This is a genomic window from Williamsia sp. z34, assembly GCF_059553395.1.
Map to the genome: position 1 here is coordinate 211,855 of NZ_JCANWW010000006.1, position 24,432 is coordinate 236,286.

Annotated in this window: 21 protein-coding genes; 8 read left to right on the forward strand and 13 right to left on the reverse strand. The window is 65.0% G+C overall.

All coding sequences use genetic code 11. The annotated features are described in order from the left end of the window. Window positions 1–2 precede the first annotated feature (2 nt). The 3 genes from dusB (at window position 3) to phoU (ending at window position 4,212) form a co-directional block, all read left to right on the forward strand. Window positions 3–1,160 (forward strand): tRNA dihydrouridine synthase DusB, encoded by a 1,158-nt coding sequence (dusB, locus tag AC51GT_RS16815; RefSeq protein WP_496329597.1) that lies wholly within the window; start codon window positions 3–5, stop codon window positions 1,158–1,160. 198 nt (window positions 1,161–1,358) lie between these two features. Next, a complete protein-coding gene (locus tag AC51GT_RS16820) occupies window positions 1,359–3,458 on the forward strand; it encodes an LCP family protein (RefSeq protein ID WP_496329493.1) in 2,100 nt (699 codons plus the stop codon). Window positions 3,459–3,552: 94 nt separating this feature from the next. Beyond that, window positions 3,553–4,212 (forward strand): phosphate signaling complex protein PhoU, encoded by a 660-nt coding sequence (gene phoU, locus AC51GT_RS16825; RefSeq protein ID WP_496324888.1) that lies wholly within the window; start codon window positions 3,553–3,555, stop codon window positions 4,210–4,212. 14 nt (window positions 4,213–4,226) lie between these two features. Here phoU and AC51GT_RS16830 read toward each other — a convergent pair whose 3' ends face one another. From AC51GT_RS16830 to AC51GT_RS16865, 8 genes are all read right to left on the reverse strand, one after another. After that, the gene (locus AC51GT_RS16830; protein ID WP_496329494.1) at window positions 4,227–5,075 is read right to left on the reverse strand and encodes a protein kinase domain-containing protein; all 849 of its coding nucleotides are present in this window, start codon (window positions 5,073–5,075) and stop codon (window positions 4,227–4,229) included. After that, the gene (locus AC51GT_RS16835; protein ID WP_496329495.1) at window positions 5,065–6,450 is read right to left on the reverse strand and encodes an FHA domain-containing protein; all 1,386 of its coding nucleotides are present in this window, start codon (window positions 6,448–6,450) and stop codon (window positions 5,065–5,067) included. Before AC51GT_RS16835 ends, AC51GT_RS16830 begins: the two co-directional genes overlap by 11 nt. 65 nt (window positions 6,451–6,515) lie before the next feature. Further along, on the reverse strand, window positions 6,516–7,292 hold the full coding sequence (pstB, locus tag AC51GT_RS16840) for a phosphate ABC transporter ATP-binding protein PstB (RefSeq protein WP_496324891.1): 777 nt from the start codon (window positions 7,290–7,292) through the stop codon (window positions 6,516–6,518). Between the two features lie 55 nt (window positions 7,293–7,347). Continuing rightward, window positions 7,348–8,241, reverse strand: coding sequence for a phosphate ABC transporter permease PstA (pstA, locus tag AC51GT_RS16845; protein ID WP_496324892.1), 894 nt, complete (start codon window positions 8,239–8,241; stop codon window positions 7,348–7,350). 1 nt (window position 8,242) lies between these two features. Further along, complete coding sequence (gene pstC, locus AC51GT_RS16850; protein ID WP_496324893.1) at window positions 8,243–9,259, reverse strand: phosphate ABC transporter permease subunit PstC; 1,017 nt, start codon at window positions 9,257–9,259, stop codon at window positions 8,243–8,245. 83 nt (window positions 9,260–9,342) lie between these two features. Beyond that, window positions 9,343–10,395 carry a phosphate ABC transporter substrate-binding protein PstS gene (gene pstS / locus AC51GT_RS16855; protein WP_496329496.1) on the reverse strand — a complete coding sequence of 351 codons (1,053 nt, stop codon included), beginning with the start codon at window positions 10,393–10,395 and terminating at the stop codon, window positions 9,343–9,345. A 247-nt stretch (window positions 10,396–10,642) separates the two neighbouring features. Then, complete coding sequence (gene mshD / locus AC51GT_RS16860) at window positions 10,643–11,512, reverse strand: mycothiol synthase (protein ID WP_496329497.1); 870 nt, start codon at window positions 11,510–11,512, stop codon at window positions 10,643–10,645. Further along, the gene (locus AC51GT_RS16865) at window positions 11,502–12,293 is read right to left on the reverse strand and encodes a winged helix-turn-helix transcriptional regulator (protein WP_496324896.1); all 792 of its coding nucleotides are present in this window, start codon (window positions 12,291–12,293) and stop codon (window positions 11,502–11,504) included. Before AC51GT_RS16865 ends, mshD begins: the two co-directional genes overlap by 11 nt. Window positions 12,294–12,473: 180 nt before the next feature. On the opposite strand from AC51GT_RS16865, the gene AC51GT_RS16870 reads away from it, so the two are divergent. The 4 genes from AC51GT_RS16870 (at window position 12,474) to AC51GT_RS16885 (ending at window position 15,725) form a co-directional block, all read left to right on the forward strand. Then, window positions 12,474–13,286 (forward strand): LmeA family phospholipid-binding protein, encoded by an 813-nt coding sequence (locus AC51GT_RS16870; RefSeq protein ID WP_496329498.1) that lies wholly within the window; start codon window positions 12,474–12,476, stop codon window positions 13,284–13,286. A 385-nt stretch (window positions 13,287–13,671) separates the two neighbouring features. After that, window positions 13,672–14,511: a sulfurtransferase gene (locus tag AC51GT_RS16875; protein WP_496324898.1), complete on the forward strand. Its 840-nt coding sequence runs from the start codon at window positions 13,672–13,674 to the stop codon at window positions 14,509–14,511. Between the two features lie 2 nt (window positions 14,512–14,513). Beyond that, window positions 14,514–14,819 carry a DUF1416 domain-containing protein gene (locus AC51GT_RS16880; protein ID WP_482140700.1) on the forward strand — a complete coding sequence of 102 codons (306 nt, stop codon included), beginning with the start codon at window positions 14,514–14,516 and terminating at the stop codon, window positions 14,817–14,819. A 291-nt stretch (window positions 14,820–15,110) separates the two neighbouring features. Beyond that, the gene (locus AC51GT_RS16885; protein WP_496329499.1) at window positions 15,111–15,725 is read left to right on the forward strand and encodes a heme-binding beta-barrel domain-containing protein; all 615 of its coding nucleotides are present in this window, start codon (window positions 15,111–15,113) and stop codon (window positions 15,723–15,725) included. Between the two features lie 217 nt (window positions 15,726–15,942). Here the strand turns inward: AC51GT_RS16885 and cydC are convergent, their stop codons facing one another. The 5 genes from cydC to AC51GT_RS16910 all read right to left on the reverse strand — a co-directional run bounded on the left by cydC (window position 15,943) and on the right by AC51GT_RS16910 (window position 23,253). Further along, a complete protein-coding gene (gene cydC / locus AC51GT_RS16890) occupies window positions 15,943–17,643 on the reverse strand; it encodes a thiol reductant ABC exporter subunit CydC (protein WP_496329500.1) in 1,701 nt (566 codons plus the stop codon). Next, entirely contained in the window at window positions 17,630–19,321 is a 1,692-nt protein-coding gene (gene cydD, locus AC51GT_RS16895) for a thiol reductant ABC exporter subunit CydD (RefSeq protein ID WP_496329501.1), read from the reverse strand. Before cydD ends, cydC begins: the two co-directional genes overlap by 14 nt. Beyond that, window positions 19,318–20,379, reverse strand: a complete 1,062-nt coding sequence (gene cydB / locus AC51GT_RS16900) for a cytochrome d ubiquinol oxidase subunit II (RefSeq protein WP_496324902.1) — start codon at window positions 20,377–20,379, stop codon at window positions 19,318–19,320. The genes cydD and cydB overlap by 4 nt, the downstream gene beginning before the upstream one ends. Window positions 20,380–20,394: 15 nt before the next feature. Then, entirely contained in the window at window positions 20,395–22,023 is a 1,629-nt protein-coding gene (locus AC51GT_RS16905) for a cytochrome ubiquinol oxidase subunit I (protein ID WP_496329502.1), read from the reverse strand. A 318-nt stretch (window positions 22,024–22,341) separates the two neighbouring features. Then, a complete protein-coding gene (locus tag AC51GT_RS16910; protein WP_496329503.1) occupies window positions 22,342–23,253 on the reverse strand; it encodes an aminodeoxychorismate lyase in 912 nt (303 codons plus the stop codon). Between the two features lie 30 nt (window positions 23,254–23,283). On the opposite strand from AC51GT_RS16910, the gene ygfZ reads away from it, so the two are divergent. Beyond that, complete coding sequence (gene ygfZ / locus AC51GT_RS16915) at window positions 23,284–24,417, forward strand: CAF17-like 4Fe-4S cluster assembly/insertion protein YgfZ (RefSeq protein WP_496325058.1); 1,134 nt, start codon at window positions 23,284–23,286, stop codon at window positions 24,415–24,417. Window positions 24,418–24,432: the final 15 nt, after the last annotated feature.

Sequence of the window (24,432 nt, forward strand, 5' to 3'; positions counted from 1 at the left end):
TACTGACTGAGACGAACACCCCGGCCCTGCGGATCGGGTCCATCGAGCTGTCCAGCCCGGTGGTCCTGGCCCCGATGGCCGGGGTGACCAATGTTGCCTTCCGCACGTTGTGCCGCGAACTCGAACTCGCCCGCACGGGCACCGTCGCCGGACTCTACGTCTGCGAGATGGTCACCGCGCGCGCACTGGTCGAGCGGCACCCCGTCACGATGCACATGACCACGTTCGGCCCGGAAGAAAACCCCAGGTCGATGCAGCTGTACACGGTCGATCCGGAGTACACCTACGCCGCGGCGAAGATGATCGTCGACGAGAACCTCGCCGACCACATCGACATGAACTTCGGCTGCCCGGTCCCCAAGGTCACCCGTAAAGGTGGCGGTTCGGCGATTCCGTACAAGCGCCGCCTGTTCGCGAACATCGTCGCCGCTGCGGTCCGCGCCACCGAGGGCACCGATGTCCCGGTCACGGTCAAGTTCCGGGTCGGCATCGACGAAGACCACCACACACACCTCGACGCCGGCCGTATCGCCGCCGCCGAGGGTGCGAAAGCTGTTGCGTTGCATGCACGTACCGCATCGCAGCGGTACTCGGGCAATGCCGACTGGAACCAGATCGCGCGCCTCAAGGAACACGTCACCGATGTTCCGGTGCTCGGCAACGGCGACATCTTCGAACCCGCCGATGCCACCCGGATGATGTACGAGACCGGTTGCGACGGCGTGGTGATCGGTCGCGGCTGCCTCGGCCGCCCGTGGCTGTTCGCCGAACTCAGTGCCGAATTGAACGGCACTCCTGCCCCGGTGGCCCCAAATCTCGGTGAAGTGGCGCAGATCATTGTCCGGCACGGACAACTGCTCGCCGATCATCACGGTGAGTTCAAAGGCATGCGGGAGATCCGCAAGCACGTCGCCTGGTACCTCCGCGGCTTCCCCGTGGGTTCGGAGCTGCGGCGCCAGATGGCGTTGGTCGAGACCGTGACCCAACTGGCCGATCTGGTGGGGCAATTGCCCGCTGACGTGCCGTTCCCCGACGATGCACACGGTCCACGCGGCCGCCAGGGTTCACCCTCGGCGGTGGCACTGCCCGACGGCTGGCTCGACGACCCCGACGACGAGGCGGTCCCGGCCGGGGCCGAGGTCATGCATTCGGGCGGCTGAACCCGCCCCATCCCGACGATCCCGTTCACGAACTCGAGATCCATGCTGTCGCATATCGGCATGCCGCACGGCACATTCTCATCCCTCACATAGGGATGCGACCGTTTTGATCAGTATTATCGAGTCGGCGCCGTGCCCGCTGAGCGATCAGCCGGGCCTGAGATACAGCCCGGCGCCCAGATGGCTGAAGGAACATGGGTGAGCGACGACGAACTCCGGGCACGTGCGTCCGAGGAACGCCGCAATGAGATTCGCCGCCAGCTCGGCGCGCCCTCTGACGAGGTGTTGCGGGAGCCGACCAGCCGCGGGTTGACCGAGGGTGCCCGCAATCGGCTGACCGTCCGCGAGCTGCTCAACCGGATGAATGCCGCGGCCGCGTCCGACGCCGCGGAACCCGGTGACACCCCCGAGAGCGCCCCACCGCCACCGCAGAACACCGACCACCCCACTCCCCCGAATCCGCCATCCCCGGCGAATCCACCCCCGTCGGCCACATCCACCCCCCGGCGTCCCCGCCGGGTGGGCCCGGCCGAGGCACCGACCGAGCAGATCGTCGGCCCCGGGGAGCCCCCGTACGCCGAGGCCGAGGCGAACACCGAGGTCATCCCCGCCGCGTCCGACCCCGCGGTCACCGAGTACATCGCGCCGATCAGCGCTTCGGCCCGGGTCCCGGATCCGGCTGCCGACGAGCCCGCGCCCAGGGTGCCCCGAGCGGTCAGTTCCGATACCGGTACCGCCTCCCGCCGGCGCGACACACCTGCCGAGCCCCGCGACCACAGGCACCTGATACATCGCGCCACCGTGGGTGGCCGGATCCTCATCGCTCTCGCCTGCGTGATGGCGTTGCTCGGCACGGGCGCGGTGTGGGGATATCAGAAGGTCAAGGACGGCAACTGGAACACCGTCGACGCGGTGAACCCCGACAACGAGCAGATCCGCGACAAACAGCTGCAGACCGGCGACGAGACCTACCTGATCGTCGGTACCGACACCCGCGCCGGACAGAACGGCACCGTCGGCGCCGGCGACAGCGCTGATTTCGGGGGCATCGCCCGCTCGGACACCGTCATCATGGTGAACATCCCGGCCGACCGTAGCCGCGTCGTCGCCGTGTCATTTCCGCGTGATCTGCAGGTCGACCGGCCCGAATGCGCCGCCTGGAACAACGAGGACGGCGAATACACCTCCGACGAGATCCCCGCGGCGACCGGCATGAAGCTCAACAGCGTGTACGGCGACGGCGGTCCGAAGTGTCTGGTCGACACCCTCACCTCCATGACCGGCCTGAACATCAACCACTTCATCGCCATGGATTTCTACGGCTTCGAGCAGGTGGTCAACAAGATCGGCGGCGTCGAGGTCTGCTCGACAACGCCGCTGAAGGACTACGAGCTCGGCACCATCCTCGCCAAACCCGGCAAGAAGACGCTGAAGGGCGCCAAAGCGCTGGACTACGTGCGGGCCCGCAACATCGAAACCGAGGGCAACGGTGACTACGGACGCATCAAACGGCAGCAACTGTTCATGTCGTCGCTGCTGCGCGGAGCGCTGTCGAGCCAGGTCCTGACCAACCCGAGCACGCTCAACGGAATCATCGACACCTTCATCAAGTACAGCTATGTCGATCAGGTCAACACCGACAACCTCGTCGAACTGGGGCAATCGATGCAGGGCCTCGACGCGGGCCGGGTGACCTTCCTGACGGTGCCCACCTCGGGGACCGCCGAGGACGGGTCGGGCAACGAGATCCCCCGGCTCGACGACATCGACGCCATCTTCAACGCGATCATCAACGACTTGCCGCTCCCCGGTGAAAAATCCGAGACACCGGAATCGGGCACCCCGGCTCCCGCCCCGGCGACCACCACGCCCAAGCCCGCCGAGTTGACGGTCACCGCACTCTCGCCGTACTCCGTTTCGCTACGCGTCCTCAACGGGACCGGCACCAGTGGAATCGCCGCCGAAACCGCCAACGATCTGGCCAATTTCGGCTTCCAGATCTACGGCGTCGCCGATGCCTCCGAAAACCGCACCGACACGGTCGTGCGGTACGCCACCGGCGAAAGGGAATCCGCGGCGACGGTCGCACAGATGTTCCCCGGTGCCTCGATCCAGGCGGATTCCACGGTCAGCTCAGGCATCGAGGTCATCCTGGGCAGCGATTTCTCGGGCGCCCTGGACGACGCACCGGCCGAAGGTGCGCAGGTCAGCGTCCGGGAACTGGCCCGGGACTCCAGTCCCGACGAACTCCCCAACGACCTCACGGTGACCAACGCGGGCGACGCCACCTGCACGTGATGAGCGCCTCCGGGTCCGGAGTACACGGCAGCCGTTCATTTGCAGTTCACCACCTGACAACCATTTGCCCTGTTTGTGGCAGTACGGTGGGCATATGCGGAGTGCGTACATTGAGCAGATGGCAGAACTCAACGGAGTTCTGGGACAGATGTGTGAGTTGGCCGGGATCGCGATGGAGCGGTCCACCGAGGCCTTGCTACAAGGTGACCTGGCCGTCGCCGAAGAGGTCATCGGTGCCCACGAACAGCTGACGACCCTGTCGACCACGGCCGAGGAACGCGCTTTCGCCATCCTGGCCCTACAGGCACCGGTGGCCGGCGACCTGCGGGCGATCGTCAGCGGCTTCCAGATCGTCGCCGACATCGAGCGGATGGGTGCGTTGGCGCTGCACGTCGCGAAGGTTGCGCGCCGGCGTCACCCGGCCAAGGCTCTCCCGGACGAGGTCAACGGTTACTTCGCCGAAATGGGACGGCTGGCCGTGGCCATGGCGTCCAGCGCGCGTGAGGTCCTCAACAACCAGAACCCCGAAGACGCATTGAAACTACAGGACGACGACGATGCGATGGATGATCTGCACCGGCATCTGTTCACCGTGCTGATGGATCGCGACTGGCAATACGGCGTTGCCGCTGCCGTCGACGTCACGCTGCTCGGCCGCTATTACGAGCGCTTCTCCGACCACGCGGTCCTCATCGGCCGCCGGGTGGTCTTCCAGGCGACCGGCCAGACCCCGGAGCAGTTCTCCGAGGTCTGACACTCAAACAACCGTCAGCGGCCGGCGATCTCGGCGATACGATCGGCGAGTTCGGCCGCGGTACGGAATCTGTCGCCATGCGGTGCAAGGCATTCCGACACCAGGTCCCGCTCGGCCGACGAGAGCGCAGCGCTGAGCACGGGCTTGGTCGACTGCACTGTCCGGATGGCCACCAACGGTTGCATGTCCGGGAGCTCTCCGTAAAGCCCCTCCCCGGTCAGCGTCCGATGAATCGTCGCTCCCAGCGCCCACAGATCCGTTGCCCGCGAAGGTGCCTGACCGACCAGCATATCGGGATCGGCGAACTCCAACGTCGCCGACGATCCGACCCCGCTGACCGCCGTCGCGGCGGTGATCACCCGGGCCAAACCCAGCGCACTGAGTACACCCACCGGCCCGTCCTCGTCGCCGCCGATCAGGACGTTGCCGGGCTTGATGTCACCGTGGACCAGGCCCGCCTCGTGCATGTCGTGTGCGCCACGTGCGGCGCCTTCGAGTATCGCCAGCGCCTGTTCACGCCGCAGCGGCATGGCCGGCGCCGTCATCGAACCGCCCGCCAGATAGGCCATCGAGTACATGAACTGATCACCCAATGCCGCCTCGTACAGCCGGAGCAGGTGCGACGAGCGCACGTCTGAGAATGTTCGGAGTTCACGGACGCCACGATGGAACGCGTCCTCACCCACCGGGTTCGAAAAGACTTTCAGCGCAACGTGTTCGACGTCGAGCGCGAGGCGGTCCGGGGCCAGCGCGAGGTAACAGACACCGTGACTGCCCGCACCGAGCGCACGAACGATCCGATAGTCCGCGATCGCCACAGGCGATCTGCGCGCATCGGATCCCGACCGCGGATCAACGTACATCGCTCACCCTCCCGTGCGGCGACTCGAACAGCAACGATCGGCTACCCACCCGCAATTGCGAACCCGGGTAGAGCACTGCCTCCTGGCCACGTCGCAACGTGATCCAACCCGGCGCTCGCGGGTGCCGCACATAGGTGCCGTTGACCGAACCGGCATCGATCACCCGCACCTCCCAATCAACAAGGCGCAGTTCACAATGCGCGCGCGACATCGACCCGGAGGTGTCATTGATCCGGATCGGGTCCAACGGCCCGATCCCACCGGCTGCCACACCGCCACGCCCGGCGACCATCGGTTCCGGATCACGGCCGATCAACAGATCCCCGGCCACGATGTAGGTGGACCCGTCGTCGATCACCAACAGCCCCAACGGCGGTCGGGGACCCTGCACCAACGCCCCGGTGTGCCGGTCGATCCGGATACCGCAGCGGGTGCACACCGGAAGCCGCGGATCGTTGATATGCCCGTTCGCACAGAGCAACCCGTGGATCTGCAGCTTCTGCTCACGTGCCGACACACGCGAGTTGTCGACCTTGACGGGACGGTTGGCGACGTCGGTCGGCGCCGAGGACAACACGGAATCCAACACGTCCTGGGGTGGGACCAACGTCGGTTCGGCCACCCCGCGCCGGGATCCGGCGGGCCGGCGGGGACCGCCGAAGATGGGGAGCGGACTGCGGGCGCTGTGCGTCGCCCCTTCAACATCGTCGAGCCGAACGGCCAACATCGGTGGGACCAGCGGTGTTTCGGCGTCGCTCCCGTTGGCCCCGACCATCAGCGGAGTCGACTCCGGCGCATCGGCGATCGCTGCGGTCTGCGGGGTCAGGTATACCGCGCTGTCGGTCGACGGTGACGCCGACGGCCACAGGATCATCCCGGCGCCCGGGGCGGCGCCCTTCTCGAGGGAGAAGATGTGGGACGGCGCGATCCCGGAGGCTCCGATGGGACCACCGGAGAGCGGGTCGGTCTCGTCGATCGTGATCGCCACCGCATGGAGGCTGCGGGGATAACTGCGCTGAACCAGGAATCCGGAGTCCACCCCGCGAACAACCTCGGGGGACGCGAGTTCGGTGAGGTACATCCGCGCGGTCGCAGCGCCGTAGACGAATACCTCGAGCCCACCGCGGGAATCGGTCGAGATCACCGCGAAGTCGGGGCTGCTGTCCTCGTTGGCCAGCAGCCATTTCGTCAGTGCCCGCAGCCGAGAACCTTCCCGGGCACCCGATTCGGACGACGGCTCGGTGGCAATGCGCGCAAGATCGGTCAGTGTCGCACTGGTTTTGGTCGGATCGGCGTCGATGAGAAGCAATGAGGGCCCGCGCCGGAGGGCGATGCCACGGCCAGGCAGCACGCTGACCGGATGTTTGACCGTCACTTTCCCATCATCACCCATGCCGCCGGAATTCCGGCCGTTCGAGGCCCCGGCGACAGTCGATCGGACTAGCCGAAACGACCGGAGATGTAATCCTCTGTGGCCCGTTGCCCTGGATTGGAGAACATCGTCTCCGTATCGCTGACCTCGATCAGCTGACCGGGCTGACCGACACCGGCCAGATTGAAGAATGCCGTCTGATCACTGACCCGTGCAGCCTGCTGCATGTTGTGGGTGACGATGACGATGGTGAAGTCCTTCTTGAGCTCGTTGATCAGCTCTTCGATGGCCAGCGTCGAAATCGGGTCGAGGGCCGAGCAGGGCTCGTCCATCAACAGCACCTCGGGCGACACCGCAATGGCGCGCGCGATGCACAGACGCTGCTGCTGACCGCCGGACAGGCTGCCACCGGGCTTGTCGAGACGGTCTTTGACCTCTTCCCAGAGGTTCGCGCCACGCAGGCTGCGCTCGGCGACCTCGTCGAGCTTCTTCTTGTCCCGCAGGCCCTGCAGTCGCAGACCGGCCACCACGTTGTCCTTGATGGACATCGTCGGGAACGGATTGGGCCGCTGGAACACCATGCCGATGGTCGAACGCACCGACACCGGGTCGATGCTCTTGCTGTAGATGTCCTCGCCGTCGAGCAACACCTTGCCCTCGACGCGGGCACCGGGGGTGACCTCATGCATCCGGTTGAGCGTGCGCAGCACCGTCGACTTGCCACAACCGGACGGACCGATGAATGCGGTGATGCAGCGCGGCGGCACCTCCAGGCTCACGTCCTTGACCGCGTGGAAGGCGCTGTAGTAGATGTTCAGGTCTTTGATATCGAGGCGCTTTGCCATGGATTGAGTTTCTTTCGTTCGCTACCGGGCCGGGGCGTCGGGAGTGGGGTTCGCGTCAGAACTTCTTGGGCGAGAACACCTTGGAGACGAGCTTGGCGCCGAAGTACACGATTGCCACCAGGATCACCAGCGTCAACGCTGCGCCCCACACCGTGTCGAATGCGCCGGGACCGTTGTTGTACTGCTGCACCATCATCAGGGGCAGCGACTGTTGATTACCGTCGAATGGGTTGGTGTTGAGCACCTTTGTCGACCCGACCAGGATCAGGACCGGCGCCGACTCGCCCATCACCCGGGCTATCGCCAGCATCACGCCGGTGACGATCCCCGACAGTGCGGTGGGCAGAACGATCAGGGCGATCGTCTTCCACTTGGGCACGCCGAGGGCGTAGGACGCCTCCCTCAGATCTTGCGGGACGACCTTGAGCATTTCCTCTGTCGCTCTGACCACGATCGGTGCCATCAGCAGCACCAGCGCCAGGGCGACCACGAAACCCGAACGTGGCAGCCCGAACGTGGTGCGCCACACCGCGTAGACGAACAGCGCGGCCACGATGGAGGGCACACCCGAGAGGATGTCGACCATGAAGGTGGTGATCCGCGCGAGCAGCGAATTGTTGCCGTACTCGACCAGGTAGATCGCCACGAAGATGCCGATCGGGATCGCGATGACGGCGGCCAGCGCGGTCTGCTGGAGCGTTCCGACGATCGCGTTGAGCGCGCCACCCCGCAGTTCCGACTTCTGCCACCACTGCGCGTCGAGGATGGTCGACAGCCCCCGGGAGAGCAGGGTCCAGACCAACCAGGCCAACGGGATCATGGCGATGACAACCGCTGCGGTGACCAGCACCGCGGCACCCTTGTCGCCGATCTTGCGGCTTCTCTTGACCGGCGTGAAGCCCGAGGGTGTGCGTTTGACCGGTGCAGTGCTCGCGTCGAGTGTGGTCATGTCACTTCGCCTTCTTTCCGCTGATGACAGCCCGTGCTGCAGAGTTCACGACGAAGGTCAGAACGAACAGCGCGAGGCCGGCGGCGATGTAGGCACCGGTCTTGGACGGTGAATCGAACTCGGCCGCGTTGTTGGCGATCTTGGTGGCGAAGGTCTCGCCGCTCTCCATGAGGTTGAAGTCGATCGGTCCCGCGGTCGAGATGATGAGCAGCAGCGCCATCGTCTCGCCGAGGGCGCGTCCCAGACCGAGCATCGATCCGCTGATGTAACCGGAGAATCCGAACGGGATCACCGCCACCCGGACGACCTCGAACTTGGTCGCGCCCAGTGCCAGCGCGGCTTCACGGTGGCCGACCGGCGTCTGAACGAACACCTCACGGGTCACCGAGGTGATGATCGGCAGAATCATCACCGCCAGGACGATGCCTGCGGTGAGCATCGTTCCACCGGTCGACATGTTGGTGACCTGTGACGGCTCCTGGAAGAACGGCATGAAGCCGAGGTTGCCCACGAGCCATTCGTTGACCGGCACCAGGGCCGGCCCCAGGACCAGGATGCCCCACAGGCCGTAGACGATCGACGGCACCGCCGCGAGCAGATCGATCACGTAAGCAATCGGGCTGACCAGCCGTTTGGGTGCGTACTCGGTGAGGAAGATCGAGATTCCCAGCGCGATCGGCATGGCCAGCACCAACGCGATGATCGAGACCACCAACGTCGAGTAGAGCAGACCCAGGATGCCGAACCGCATGTCCCCGGGCTCTGTGGTCCACGGACCCGAGTAGGTGAAGAAGTTCTCTTCGTTGTCGAGCATGGAGGGGACCGCCTGGACCACCAGGAAGAGCGCGATCAGTCCGATGATCACCGAGATGAAGATGCCGGATCCCACCGACAGGGTCCGGAAGATCCGGTCGCCCAATCGAATCGCCGAACCGCCGGTCTTGAACTCGGACCCGTCGGGTTCTGTCGGCCCACCGCCACCGGTGGTGGTACCGGGTTGAGTCGTCGAGGAGCTCATAAGCCCTTTCGCCCTCGTCGTGTCTTCAGTCTCTGTCATCGACCCTCTACCGCTTCTTGTATACGGTCTCCCTCGCTAGGCGATCAGGCCAGTGCGTCGATGGTCGACTGCAGTTTAGCTTTGTACTCATCGGGCAGAGGTGTGTAGCCGAGCTCTGCCAGTCCGTCCTGACCGTCGTCGAGGATGGTGGTGAACGCATCCTTGAGGGTCGTCGAGATGTCACCTTCGTAGCCTGCGGAGCAGACGATCGAGTACGGCGTCAGCAGCAGCGGGTACGCACCCGGCTCCTTCAGTGAGTACAGCGCGTCGGTGTCGACGATCAGGTCCTTGGACGTGGGGTCCTTGAACTCGACCGCGTCGAGTGCCTTGGCGGACGTGTCACCGTTGAGCTCGGTGGCACCGACACCGAAGTCGATCTGCGCGATACCCAGACCGTTCTCCTCGGCGAATCCCCACTCGACGTACGTCACCGAGCCGGGGGTCTTCTTGACCGTGTCACCGACCCCGGTCGATTTGGCGGCGCCCGAGCCGCCCTGTCCCAGGAAGGTCTTGTCGTGCTCGTACGGCCAGGCCTGCGGCGCCGCACTCTGCAGGAAGCGCTGGAAGTTGTCGGTGGTGCCCGAACTGTCGCTGCGGTGCACCGGAACGATGGGGGTGGCGGGCAGTTCGACGCCCGGGTTCAGGGCCGCGATCTCCGGCGCGTTCCACGTGGTGATCTTCGAGTCGAAGATGCCGGCGAGCACAGTCGGGTCGAGAACGAGCCCCTCGACGCCGGGCAGGTTGTAGCCGATGGCGACCGGTCCGGCCACCATCGGGATGTGCCAGGCGTCGTTTCCGCCGCAGCGCGTCTTCGCCTCGGCGATCTCCTCGCCCTTCAGCGGGGAGTCCGAGCCGGCGAAGTCGACGTCGCTGCTCAAGAACTTGGAAACCCCGTCGCCTGAACCCGAACCGGTGTAGTTCAGCACGATGCCACCGTTGTCGGCGACGACGACCTGGAAATGCTCCATCGCCTTCTGCTGCGCGGTCGATCCCTCACCGCTGACGGTGCCACCGTCCCCCTCGCTGCCACACGCAGACAACATCAGAGCAGTGACCGCGGCCGCGCTGACGAGCGCAGCACTTGACTTCATTCTCAACGAAGACTCCTCCATGGACTTTCCGTGACATCTCGCGATTCGAGCCGCCATCCGACGCCTAAAGCGTCCCTGTTGAAAGCTAGAGGTCCGTCATGTCTGGATCGCCTACGTGTGGTGAACCGCAGATGAATACAACATCGGCCTTCGCAGTGGCTCACGCAGGGGAAATTCGAGGTGTCCACCCACTGTTCACCTTCGTGCCACCTGCGGTGGCGAACAGATGTCCACCGGACACCCGATGGTCGGATCAGCCGTAGGCCACATCGCTCGCGTATTGCCCGAATCCGAGCTTGCCGTAGGTGTTCAGCGCAGCCGTGTTGTCGCCCTCGACGTAGAGTTCTACCTCGTCGACGCCCTGGTCGGCGAGGTAGTGCAGACCCGCCAGGGTGAGCAGGCGGCCGAGCCCACGGCCTTGCGCGGCGGCGTCGACTCCGACGATGTAGACCTCGCCCAGCGATGGCGAGTGAATCTTGGTCCAGTGGAATCCGAGCAGCCGGTGCGGGTCTGCGGCATCGAATGCCAGGAACAACCCGGCCGGATCGAACCATGCCGCGCCCGTACGTTCATCGATCTGCTGCGAGCCCCAACCACCCTGTTCCGGATGCCAGGCGAAGGCCACATTGTTGACGCGAATGATCTCGGCGTCATCGGATGGTCCGGCGTATGTCCGGAGCACCACATCGTCGGGGACGACCAGTTCCGGCAAGGCCGGATTCGGCAGTGGCCGGCGCAACTGCAGCAGCTGTCGCCGCGCAGTCAGCCCGGAAGCCGCGGCCAGCGCCCGGGCCGCAGGCAGATCGCCGTGGGCCCAGACCCGGACGTCACCGGTGATCCGGTTTCGCGTCTCATCGAGCAACGCCCTGCCGTGTCCCCGGCGACGGTGGTCCGGGTCGACCACCAATTCGATGACTGCGGGTTCGTGGTCGCGGGCCGGTGTCACATTTGCGTAGCCGACGATTTGATCGTCGTCCTCGACGGTGACCTCGATGACACCGGGACGACCGACACCTTTGACGGCCTGCTCACCCAACGGCGCGACTCCGTCGACGGCGGTCGCGGCGTCGAGAATTTCTGTGATTCGCCCGATGAACTCCGGGCTGCCCGGTTCAGCTCCCATTGGTGCTGGAACTGTACTCCGCGTCCGGGAAGTCAACCTCGTCGGAATCGACTAGATCTTCCAATTCGCTTCCGTCCGTGGCACTTCCGTTCGCGTCCGGGGTACGTCCGCCACGGCTGGGCCGCACGGCCTTGTAACCGACGTTGCGCACCGTACCGATCAGCGCCTCGTGCTCGGCACCGAGTTTTGCGCGGAGCCGTCGGACGTGGACGTCGACGGTTCGGGTGCCGCCGAAGAAGTCGTAGCCCCATACCTCTTGCAGCAGCTGCGCACGGGTGAAGACCCGGCCGGCGTTCTGCGCGAGGTACTTCAGCAACTCGAACTCTTTGTAGGTCAGATCCAGGGGACGACCACGCAACCGTGCGGTGTACGTCCCTTCGTCGATGACCAGGTCACCGAGGGTGACCTTGCCACTGGCTTCTTCGGCGGTGACGCCGCGACTGCGAACCACCAGCAGGCGAAGTCGCGCGTCCAGTTCGGCCGGACCTGTTGCCGGCAACAGGAAATCGTCAAGACCCCACTCCGAGTTCACGGCCACCAGGCCGCCCTCGGTCAACACAGCAACGACGGGCACCGATGAACCCGTACTCCCCAGCAGCCGGCACAGACCGCGTGCGGCCGCCAGATCAGAACGCGCATCCACGATGGCTACATCTGCATTGCCTGCTTCCATCAACGAGGACACCTCGGTGGGTGCTACGCGGACGGTGTGAGCCAGCAGTGACAACGACGGCAGTACGGACTCAGGGGTGGGATCGGCTGTCAGTAACAAGAGATCCACAAACCACTCCGATCTCGAAGGTACGTATTTATGTACGCTGCCTTACCAACGTGTGCGAGACAGATGTCAGAATAGCGCCATATCGGTCCCTGCCCGTTAACAAGTCCCCTCTAAACAAATGAGCGGCGACCGGCGGCCACGGTGGACCCGGGGTCAAAGTCCACCTAACGAAGGGTTTCGGTGCGCAAACTGCTGGCCGGCGTACTGATCGTCGTCCTCGCCGCGGTCGGTATCGACTTCGCCGCCGCCGCCTACGCGGAACGCCACTATTCACTGGCCCTCCGATCCGCCTCGGACCTGGAGTTCGACCCCGAGGTGACGATCACCGGTTTCCCCTTCATCGCCGCCGCAACGCGCGACGAGTATGAGCGCATCGGTATCACCGCCAGGGGCACTGACCTGGGCAATGGCCGTCGCGGGGACCTCCGCTCCAACCTGTCCGGCGTCAACCGGATCGGTGGCGCGTGGCTGATCGGGGCGATGACGCAGTTGCGGGTCGACAAGGTGAGCGGGTCGTTGAAGATCGACTCGGTGAACCTGGGCCGATTCCTTGGTTTCGACGACCTCACCGTCAGCACTCCGGCACCCGAGGACAAGGCCGGGGGTGGCGGACCCGGTGACGGCATCCTTTCTGCCAGCTCAGGCGTAATTCTGACCGCGACGGTCAATTTGCCAAATCCGGGTAATCTCGGTCACATTCGAGATGCCGACCGCGAAAGAGTCAGCGTTGCCGTCGATCTGTCGATCCATCGCGGCGCCTTGCGCATCGATGCGACCGGCCTCTACTCCGGCTCCGCCGAGCACGTCGACTCCGATGTCTCGCCCGAGCAGCTGCCGGCCGTCCTGGCCCAGTTCTCCCGGACACTTCCCGTTCTCCCGCTCCCCTGGTCGCTGCCTGCAGCGTCGGTGGCGACACAGGGCAGTGACGTAGTTCTCTCCGCCGATCCGAAACCGCTGGTGGTGACCGCGGCCGAGTTTTGGCAAGGGTCCTGAAACCCCGGACACGGAGCGAAGCGGAGCTGGACCAACCCCGGACACGGAGCGAAGCGGAGCTGGACCAACCCCGGACACGGAGCGAAGCGGAGCTGGACCGAAGTGGGTTGCATGACTGCGGTAGTCTGGCGCTCATGCAACTGGGCCGTGAGTTGATGCTCACACGTCGCCGGGCGATCGACTTCTGTCGTATCGCCAACTGTTGCTGTCTGAGCCGGTAGTCGACGGGCTTTTCACAGCATTCTTCTGTGCCCCGTATGCCGGTGCCCCCTGGTCAGCCATTTGTGCTGTTCCCAGGCGATCACCTCACGTCACCAGCTATGCCAGATCTCTATCGATCACCGATTCAAACCTGGACGCAATACCCCTCTACGAAAGGAAAACCATGGCTCGCTCCGATGTCCTGGTCAGCGCTGATTGGGCTGAGCAGAACCTGAAGGCCGACAAGACCGTCTTCATCGAGGTCGACGAAGACACCTCGGCCTACGAAGGCGGCCACATCGAAGGCGCCATCCGCCTGGATTGGCGCAAGGACCTGCAGGACGGCGTTCGTCGCGACTTCCTGAACCGGGAGCAGTTCTCCGAACTCCTCTCGGCCAAAGGCGTTTCCAACGACGACACCGTTGTGCTCTACGGCGGCAACAACAACTGGTTCGCCGCATACGCCTACTGGTACTTCAAGCTGTATGGCCACAAGGACGTCAAGCTGATCGACGGCGGCCGCAAGAAGTGGGAACTCGACGGCCGCGAGCTGTCGAAGGACGAGGTCACCCGTTCGGCCACGACCTACAAGGCCGAAGAGCCCGACACCAGCATCCGCGCCTTCCGCGACGAGGTCATCAACGCCATCGGCAACAAGAACCTCGTCGACGTGCGTAGCCCGGATGAGTTCTCCGGCAAGATCCTCGCGCCGGCCCACCTCCCGCAGGAGCAGGCTCAGCAGCGGGGTCACATCCCCGGAGCCATCAACATCCCGTGGAGCTCCACCGCCAACGAGGACGGCACCTTCAAGTCCGACGAAGATCTGGCAAAGCTTTACGCCGACAAGGGATTCGACGAGTCCAAGGAAACCATTGCTTACTGCCGTATCGGCGAGCGCTCAAGCCACACCTGGTTTGTGCTCGATCAGATCCTCGGTAAGAAGAATGTCAAGAACTACGACGGCAGCTGGGTCGAATACGGCTCACTTGTCGGCGCCCCGATCGAGCTGGGAGAGAACAAGTAATCATGTGTGCTGCGCCTAAACAAGGACAGAATCTGCCCGCCGGTGTCGATACCGAAAAAGAGACCGTGTTGACCGGACAGGTGCTCGACACCGACGGCAACCCGGTGGCCGGCGCCTTCGTGCGTCTGCTCGACGGAACCGGCGAGTTCACCGCCGAAGTTGTTGCCAGCGGTACCGGCGACTTCCGATTCTTCGCCGCCCCCGGCACCTGGACGCTGCGTGCGCTGTCGTCCACCGGCAACGGCGACGTCATCGTGAAGCCCGAAGGTGCCGGCGTGCACGAGCAGAACGTGACCGTCAGCAAGTAAGAGCCTCGGCTCTGGCGAAGGCCCGGTTCACCTTTCGAGGTGGACCGGGCCGTCGTGCTTTCCGACGCCCCGGCCACGTGAATGCCTTGGCCGCGTACGCCGGCGGAGAAGGTCACGTCTCCGCTGCATGAGCACCGTCGCAAAAGTGAGGCAATCCCCACACGCACAGCGTTTCGGCGGGCGCTAGAATACTCAGGTGGTCATCTTCTTCGAAGCGTTGTTGGTACTGGCGAGCCTCCTGATCGTCTGGTTCGGCCTTTATGTGCTCTACCGGCTGGTCACAGACGAATCGTGACCCGTTCCGGCAACGAGGCGGTCAATCAGGCCGCCATCAAGGCTCAGGAGACCGGGACCCGGAACATTCCGGCGCTGCCCGATCTGCCGCTGCCCGCCGACACCGCCAACCTCCGCCAGGGCCCGGATCTTCATCCGGGCTTGCTGGCGTTGTTGCCGTTGGTCGGTGTCTGGCGCGGTGAAGGCGAAGGCAATCACCCCGTAACCGGTGACTACCGGTTCGGCCAGCAGGTCATCGTCAGCCACGACGGCCAGAACTACCTCAACTGGGAATCCCGCTCATGGGTCATCGCGGAGGACAGCGATGAGGTCACGCCCGACTTCCGCGAATCGGGCTTCTGGCGCATCGGTGACGACGACGTCATCGAGCTGCTCCTGACCCACGCCGAGGGATGGATCGAACTCTTCTACGGCCACCCTCTGAACCAGACGAGCTGGGAGTTGGCCACCGACGTGGTGATCAAATCCGCCTCCGGCTATCAGGCCGGCGGTGCCAAGCGTCTCTACGGCCTGGTGGAAGACGGCGGCCTGGCGTACGTCGAGGAGCGCGTCGACAGCGACGGCGACCTGGTTCCCCGCGCATCCGCAAAGCTCACCCGCTACGTCGGCTAGAACGAGGTAGACCCCCACACCACCCACTGGAAAGCGGGCATCCGACCAGGACGAGGCCGGGGGTGCGGGGGCCGGTGACCAATGTGGATTCAGCTCCATACCAATTGGGGTACAAGGCAATCCACCAATCGGCCGGTTAGCTGATGGTCACCTCACGTGTCCTAGAAATCAATTTCAGACCACCTCCTTCCTCGTGTACCGACGAAACTACTCCCTCCTATCGCGACTCGGCAACAGTATTTTCTGTCGGCGAAACCGCGGGCAGGGTCAGGACCAGATCAGCGTGGTGACGAGCCGGGAGACGGTGCGTCACCACGACAACTGCGCGGTCCGGATCGACCAACGCCGCCGTGGAGGCGTCGAGTAGTTCGGACTGCAACCGATCGGAATCGGCGCGGTCGAGGTTCTCCCCCGGCTCGTCGAGCAGGAGTATCGGCGCTTCGTTGATCAACGCGCGCGCCAGCAGCAGACGCCGGCGCTGACCGCCGCTGACCGAGTCCGCACCTGCGTCGAGCGGCGTGTCGACACCTTGTGGGAGTCCGGCGACCCAATCTCCGAGCCCGACCCGGTTGATCGCGTCGATGATCTGGGCGTCGGTGGCATCCCCCCGCGAGACCAGCAGGTTCTCGCGGACGCTGGTGGTGAAGATGTGGCCGTCCTCGGCGAAGTAGCGGACCGGGTTGTCGGCCGGCCGGGCGACCGTACCGGCCACCGGTGCCAGCAGTCCTGCCAAGGTCAGCAGCAACGACGATTTCCCACATCCGCTCGGTCCGACGATCGCGATCCGTGACCCGCGTTCGATGCGGAGGTCGAGCCCGTCGTCGCCACCGAACATCTCACCGCCGGGCCAACCCCAGCGCAGACCCCGCGCGATCAGGGCATTCGGGTCGGCGCCCGTTGTCAACGTCGGTGCCGGCTGTGAAAAATCGCCGGCGCGGTCGATCATTGCCATGATGCGCCGCGCAGAGTCCCGGCTCTTCTGAAGCTGCAGGGCAGCCTCGGTCATCGGCCCGGTGGATTCGAATGCGCTCAGCGGCAGCAGGATCAGCACACCCAGAGCCATCGGGGACGCCCCGTCCGCCAGTCCGATCCCGATCAGCGCAGCCGCCAGCACCGATACCCCGACCGCCAACGGAACTGCGGCGCCGGCCCAGGCACCTTGTCGGGCACCGCGGTCGCCGGCGTCCACGGCATCGGCTTCGGCGGATCGGGCCTCGTCGAGCAGCGTCTGACGCCGGCCGGCGACCGCCAGCTCCGCGGCATGGTCGAGCACGGTCATGATCGCGCCCGCGTTCCGGGTCCGGGCGGCAGCCTCGGCCCGGCTCGCACTCCGCGCGCCCCTGGCCGCCAGCCAGGGCGCGAGCACACCGCTGACCAGCAACGCGATCGCCAGTACCAGTGCCGCCCACAGCGACACGATGGCCATGATCGCCACCGCCGCGCCGGACACGACGACCGACACACCGATCGGGATGATCGCGCGGATCAGCGCATTGCCGATCTCGTCGACGTCGGTCCCGGTCCGCGACAACAACTCCCCGCGGCGCAGCCCCACCGAGTATCCGGCCGGCCCTCCGGCGAGCGCCAGGTAGAGCCGACTGCGTGCGGTCGACATCGCGTCGAAGGCCAGGTCGTGCGTGGCGAGCCGTTCGAGGTATCGAAACAGCCCGCGGGAGATGCCCAGTGCCCGAACGGACGTCACGGCCACCGACAGGTAGAGAACCGGCGGCATCTGCCATGCCCGAGTGATCAGCCACGCCGACAGGGCCGCCAGCGCCAGTGCACTTCCGGCGCCCATGATTCCGAGCGCCAACGACCGGACCACCGGTTTGCCACGCAGGCCCAGCAGGCCCAACGCCCGCCAGAGCGGGTCACCGCGGAGACCTCGGCGGGCAGATGTGTTGTCAGTGTTCGGCATACGTCACCCCGGTGACTTCGATGATGTCGTCGGCCACCGCGAGCATCGCCGGGCGATGGGCTACCACTACGACGGTATCGCCTGCCATCGCCCGAGACTGCAGGGCGCGCGCCACCGCGAGTTCGGCATCGCCATCGAGATGCGTGGTGGGTTCGTCGAGCAATAACAGGGGTGCCGGTGAGGCGAGTACCCGGGCCAACGCCAGGCGCTGTCGTTGTCCGGCGGACAACCCCACGCCCCCACTGCCCAGGACCGTGTGCCAGCCATCCGGGAGTCCGGCCAGCACAACGTCGAAACCGCTCGCGCGACAACCGAAATCGCGTTCGCTCCCACCGATCGGTCCGGTCATCTCGAAGTTCTCGGCCACCGTCCCCGGTACCAGGACCGGATGTTGGGGCAGCCAGGCGACCTGTTCCCACAGCGCCTGCTGATCGAGTTCGGTGACCGGGACGTCTCCAATGAGGACCGACCCCTCCTGCGGTGACTGCAGACCCAGGATGGTGGACAGCACTGTCGACTTCCCGGCCCCGTTCGGCCCGGTGAGCACCGTCAGTCGACCGGGCCTGATCGTTGCGGACAGATCGTGTGGAGCCCAGCCGTCACGGCCGTGTACGCCGAGTCCGGCCGCCACGATCTTGGCTCCGGCGACCGCCACCGACCGGCTTCCGACCGGACGCGGGGTGGCACCGCCTTCGATGATGTCGAAAATCTCTCGCGCACTGGCGGTTCCGGCCTCCGAGTTGTGGAACTGCGCACCGGCGTTCCGCAGCGGCAGATACACCTCGGGCGCCAGGATCAACGCCAGAACGCCGCCGTAGAGGCCCATTTCGCCATGCACCAGACGCAGGCCGATGCTGACGGCCACCAACGCGACCGACAACGTCGCGAGAAACTCCAGCACCGCGCCCGACAGGAACGCAACCCGTAACGCCTGCATCGTGCTGCGCCGGTGCGCCTGCCCGAGTTCACCGACGCGGGCTGCCGGTTCCCGTTCACGGCCGAGTGCCCGCAATGTCGGTATCCCCGCGATCAGGTCGAGGAGTGCAGATGACAAGCGGCTCATCGCAGTCAGGCGCTCGGCGGTTCGATCGCGCGTCAGGCGACCGATCAGGATCATGAACACCGGGATGAGCGGCAGTGTGATGACGACGATCACGGCCGAGGTGAGATCGGCCATGGCCATCACGACCACCAGCACCGGGATCGCCACCGCGGAAAGCAGCAGCGCCGGAACGTAGCCCGTCAGATATGGACCGAGCGCTTCGAGGCCCTGCGTGAGAATCGTGGCCAGCCGGGTGCGTCGGATCAGGAGTTCCCGAGGCGGGGTGCGGGCAGGATCCGAGACCGCGGCCAGTGCTTCTCCGCGCAGGTCCGCGATCACCCCGGCACTGGCCCGATGCGCGTACCGGTCATGGATGTACACCGCCGCCACCCGCACCGCGATGGCCCCGCCCAACGCCCACAGGTGCCAGGCCTGAGCGTCGAGGCTGCGGCGATCCGGAGAGACGATGAGCTCGGACAGGATCGACGCAACCATTGCGGCGGTGACGATCACGCAGATCACCTGCGTGAGAGTCATCAGCACCGTCAGGATCAGGTACCGACGCGAGGTCCGCGAATAGCGCCACAGCCGTGGATCGATCGGCGGGCCGGATGCCGCCGGTGTCGCTGCGGTCACTTGGACTGCCCGACCACCTTCGGTCGGCGCAAGGGCAAGCCGATCGACGGCGGGATCTGACTGGTGGAGATGCGCTGGCGGAACACCCAATACGTCCAGCCCTGATAACACAGGACGATCGGGGTGAAGATGACCGCAGCCCAGGTCATCACCACCAGGGTGTGGTGACTCGACGAACTGCTCTCGACCGTCATGTCGAAGGCCGGATCGAGCGTCGACGGGATCACGTTGGGGAACATCGACCCGAGGATCAGGACGACGACACCGGCGATCGCAAAGCACGTGGCGACAAATGCCCACCCCTCACGTCGCCGATACGCCAATGCGGTGGCAGCGATGATCGCCACAGCCGCCACCCCGAGGGCGATCCACGTCCACCCCTTGCCGTAGGAGACCTGCGTCCACAGACCCCAGACCGCGGCGACAGCCGTGGTGGGGACCGCAAGCGCGAACGCCGTCTTCATGGATTCGCCCTGCAGGTCGCCGGCCGTCTTGAGTGCCAAGAACACCGCACCATGGGTGGCGAACAACATCGCCGTGGCCACACCACCGAGCAGAGCGTACGGGGAGAGCAGGTCGAAGAAGTTCCCGGTGAACTGTTCGTCGCCGTCGATCGGCAACCCGCGCACCAGGTTTGCGAATGCCACGCCCCAGAGGACCGCCGGCAACCACGACCCCAGGCCGATGCCGAAGTCGGCCCACCAGCGCCAGCGCGGATCGTCGATCTTTCCGCGCCATTCGATGGACACGATCCGGACGATCAGGCCGACCAAGATCAGGAACAGGGGTATGTAAAAGGTGGTGAACATCGTTGCGTACCAGTTCGGAAACGCCGCGAACAGTGCACCGCCACCGGTGATCAGCCAGACCTCATTGCCATCCCACACCGGTCCGATCGTGTTGATCATCGCCCGGCGACGGGTGTCGCCGGGTACGCCGTTCTTCGGACGGCCGAGGACGGGCAACAGCATGCCGACACCGAAGTCGAAGCCCTCGAGTACGAAATAGCCGAGGAACAGAAAGCCCACCAGGCAAAACCAGAATTCCGCGAGACTCATCAGTTTCCCCAGTCCTCAGTACGCGAACGACAGTTGCTTGGGTTCATCCGGCGACGGCCGTTCATCGTCGGATTCCGGTTTCTCGGGACCATTCCCGCCACCCGGCCCGTTGATCGGCGGCCCGGAATCTGCCGGCGTCGGCCCTTCTCGGGTGTATTTGCGGATCAAGGCGAACCAGATGACACCCAGCGCGCCGTACAACAGGGTGAAGATGAGCAGGGTGACCAGCACCTGATAGCCCGAATGTTGGCTCACCCCTTCCTGAACCGTCAGGTGGATGTTCTTGAGCCCGCCCGCGTCGGCCACGTTCGCCGGATTGGGGGCCACCATCCATGGCTGTCTGCCCATTTCCGTGAAGATCCACCCGGAACTGTTGGCCAGGAACGGTGTCGGGATCATCCAGATCGCGAATGTTCCGAACTTCTTCGAACCCGGGATCCGGCCGCGGCGCGTCAACCACAGGCCCAACACCGCCAGTGCGGCCGACCCCAGCGCCCAGCCGATCATCGCCCGAAATGCCCAGTAGGTGACGAACAGGTTGGGTTTGTAATTGCCCGGACCGAAATTGGCGACATGCTCGGCCTGCAACTCCTCCACCCCCTGCAGTGTGGAATCAAAGCTGTTGTCGGCCAGGAAAGACAGCATGTTGGGCACCTCGATCAGGTGCGTCACCGATTCACAGTTGTTATGGGTACCGACCGCCAGGATGGAGAAACTGGCGCCGGTCTCGGTGTTACACAACGACTCCGCGGATGCCATCTTCATCGGTTGTTGCTCGAACATGAGCTTGGCCTGCCAATCACCGGTGAAGGCCAAGGCGATGCCGCTGGCGATCATCACCCAGAGCGCAAACCGGGTGACCGGCCGATACAACGTCCGCGCATCGTGCTCGAGTTGCTCGGCGGTCTTGCCGTACATGGCGGGTTCCGGATCGTCCGCGACCGCCACCGTCGACGATCCCACCCCGGCGCCGACCCCGACCGGTACGGTTTCCCGGAGCTTCTTGGCCCGCCGTGTGTTTCGGACCATCCACCAGATCCCGATCCCGGCGACAAAGGTCCCCGCGGTCAGGAAGGCACCGGCGATCGTGTGCGGGAATGCCGCCAGCGTGGTGTTGTTGGTCATCACAGCCCACAGGCTCTTGAGTTCTGGGCGGCCTCTGTCCTCGTTCCACTGCGCACCCACCGGGTGTTGCATCCACGAGTTGGCCGCGATGATGAACCAGGCCGAGGCGTTGACACCGATGGCGACCATCCAGATCGTCATCAGGTGCACCTTCTTCGGCAATCGGTCCCAGCCGAAGATCCACAGGCCCAGGAAGGTTGACTCCAGGAAGAACGCCACCAGGCCTTCCAGCGCCAGTGGCCCGCCGAAGACATCTCCGACAAATCGGCTGTACTCGCTCCAGTTCATCCCGAACTGGAACTCTTGCACGATGCCGGTGGCGACCCCCAGCGCGAAGTTGATCAGGAACAGCTTGCCGAAAAACTTTGTGGCCCGAAGCCATTGCTCCTTGCCGGTCACCACCCAGACGGTCTGCATGATCGCCACCATCGGCGCCAGCCCGATCGTCAAGGGGACCAGGATGAAGTGATAAACGGTGGTGATGCCGAACTGCCATCGGGAGACGTCGAGTGCGTCCATTTTTTCTCAATCGCCGGAGGTCTACTACGATCGGTAGTAGCTGCAGGTTACGCCTCGCTACTGAAGCCGAACAAGGCGATCAGGACCTTTTCGCTGTGCTGATGGCCACTTTCGACAGAATGGGACACATGGTCCGCTCCGGGCCGGGACCTTGTACCCAGACCGTGCTGCTCTACGCCGCGATACCTCGCTCGCCTGTTCTCGGCGACGGTATGCATAACTAAAAAATAGATCACCGAACGCTGTTGCGCGGCGTCAATGGGGTAACAAGAAAGCGGCGCCGCCAGAACAGGCGACGCCGCGACCGGTTTGCGACTTTTACTCGACGGCGCGATCGACCAACGCGGCGAACTCGTCCGGATGATCCGGGGGAACCATTGTGTAACCGTTCAATTCGGTCACCCGCGTGGCGAGCGTGATGCTCGATACCAGCCAGACGGCTTCGGCGCAGACCAGGTCCGCCGGACTCAACGGCTCGATCTTGGTCTCCCACCCCTCCTTTTCCGCCTGCGCGAACAAGGCCTGCTGGGTGGTGCCTTCCAGGATGCCGGATTCCGCCGGCGGGGTCGTCAACGTCTTGCCGTTCACCACGATCACGGTCGAGCGGGGACTTTCCAGCACGAGTCCCTCGCTGCTGGTGTAGATGACGTCATCACAGCCCTGCTCTTTGGCGTAGCGCAGGGCCGCCATGTTGGTGGCATAACTCAACGTCTTGGCGCCCAGCAACTGCCACGGTGCCGCGGCAGCGAGATCGACGGAGTACCCACGGGAGGCGGTGATCACCTTGACACCGTGTTCCCGCACGGTCGCGGCCCGTTCGGGCACCGGCCCCACGGTCAGATACTCGGTCGCGCCGCCGCCATCCCGCGTCAAACCCTTCTTGCCGCCTTCTTTCGCCGCCACCGCATCAACTGGTGCCGATTCCCGTCCACGGGAGTAGACCAGCCGCATCAGCCCTTCGATCGCGCCGTTCTCCTTGGCCCAGACACGGGCGCCGGTGGCGACCGCCTCGGCCCACTGCTCTTCGTCAGGGGCCGGCAGATCGAGTGCCTTGGCACTGCGCGCGAAGCGCTGCAGGTGCAGATCGACACAGCGGGCGGTGCCGTCACGGACCAGCAGCGTCTCGAAAACACCGTCGCCGCGCACGGCAGCGAGGTCGTCGGCGTGCAGAATCGGCACGTCCGGATCGAGAACAGCACCGTCAACAGTCACCAGAATTGGTTGAGCCATAGCGGCAAGGGTAGCGACCCTGCTCGTACCATTGAGAGGGTGACTGAACTGTTGGAATCATTGCGCCCGTCAGGAGCCGTCGGCGGCCTGGAAAATACGCCGGACGAAGCCGTGGCCTGGCATTTCGGGGACCCGTTCGGTGAGCAACGCGCCGCGGCCACCTCGGCAGCCGTCATCGACCGTTCGCATCGCGGTGTGATCGCCCTGACCGGAGAGGAAAGGCTGAGCTGGCTCAACACGATCTCGAGCCAATACGTCACCGATCTCGCGGACGGGCGCAGTGCCGAAGACCTGAGCCTCGACGGCAACGGCCGGGTCGAGGACCACTTCGTGCTCACCGAACTCGATGGCACGACCTGGATCGACACCGAGGCGTCGCGATCCGAGGCGCTGGCCGGTTTCTTGCAGAAGATGGTCTTCTGGGCGAAGGTCGAGGTCGCACCCCGCCCCGATATGGCGGTGCTGACGATACTCGGGCCCGCCACCCGCACCGGCGCGATTGCCGACCTGCTGCAGATCCCAGGTGCAGCAACGGTTTATGACGCCGGAAAGCTGCCCGACGGCGGATTCTGGCGGGTCATGCCCGCCCTGGGCGAACACGGATCGGTCGAATCGATCGATCTGATCGTCCCGACCGATCAGGTCGTCGCCTGGTGGAAGTCCTTGACCGCGGTCGGAGCGGTTCCCGCCGGGATGTGGACCTACGAGGCGTTGCGCGTGCCGGCGCTGCGCCCGCGGTTGGGCCTCGACACCGATGAGCGCACGATTCCGCACGAGGTCAACTGGATCGGCTCACCCGACGAGCAGGGTGCGGTCCACCTGAACAAGGGCTGCTATCGGGGCCAGGAGACGGTCGCCCGGGTCCACAACCTCGGAAAGCCGCCACGCCAGATGGTCCTGCTGCATCTCGACGGGAGCGCTGAGCACCGACCGGCCCCCGGCGACCCGGTCACCGTCGGAGGGCGCGCCGTCGGTCGTGTCGGCTCCGTCGTCGACCACTTCGAATACGGCCCGATCGCCCTGGCACTCGTCAAACGGGGCATCCCGGCGGACACCCAACTCGACATCAACGGGGCCAGCGCCGCGATCGACCCGTCCTCGGTACCGGCCGATGATCGCGTACAGGCCGGGCGTGCTGCCATCGACAAGTTGAAGGGCCGGTAGTCGGCGTGCGCAGCA

Bases quoted from the DNA above. Each gene is read 5' to 3' on its own strand.
- AC51GT_RS16910 (WP_496329503.1), bottom strand. From the start codon at position 23,253: ATGGCTCAACCAATTCTGGTGACTGTTGACGGTGCTGTTCTCGATCCG.
- mshD (WP_496329497.1), bottom strand. From the start codon at position 11,512: ATGGGAGCTGAACCGGGCAGCCCGGAGTTCATCGGGCGAATCACAGAA.
- cydC (WP_496329500.1), bottom strand. From the start codon at position 17,643: ATGCCGAACACTGACAACACATCTGCCCGCCGAGGTCTCCGCGGTGAC.
- AC51GT_RS16830 (WP_496329494.1), bottom strand. From the start codon at position 5,075: ATGTACGTTGATCCGCGGTCGGGATCCGATGCGCGCAGATCGCCTGTG.
- AC51GT_RS16905 (WP_496329502.1), bottom strand. From the start codon at position 22,023: ATGGACGCACTCGACGTCTCCCGATGGCAGTTCGGCATCACCACCGTT.
- pstA (WP_496324892.1), bottom strand. From the start codon at position 8,241: ATGACCACACTCGACGCGAGCACTGCACCGGTCAAACGCACACCCTCG.
- AC51GT_RS16880 (WP_482140700.1), top strand. From the start codon at position 14,514: ATGTGTGCTGCGCCTAAACAAGGACAGAATCTGCCCGCCGGTGTCGAT.
- pstC (WP_496324893.1), bottom strand. From the start codon at position 9,259: ATGAGCTCCTCGACGACTCAACCCGGTACCACCACCGGTGGCGGTGGG.
- AC51GT_RS16875 (WP_496324898.1), top strand. From the start codon at position 13,672: ATGGCTCGCTCCGATGTCCTGGTCAGCGCTGATTGGGCTGAGCAGAAC.
- phoU (WP_496324888.1), top strand. From the start codon at position 3,553: ATGCGGAGTGCGTACATTGAGCAGATGGCAGAACTCAACGGAGTTCTG.
- cydB (WP_496324902.1), bottom strand. From the start codon at position 20,379: ATGAGTCTCGCGGAATTCTGGTTTTGCCTGGTGGGCTTTCTGTTCCTC.
- pstB (WP_496324891.1), bottom strand. From the start codon at position 7,292: ATGGCAAAGCGCCTCGATATCAAAGACCTGAACATCTACTACAGCGCC.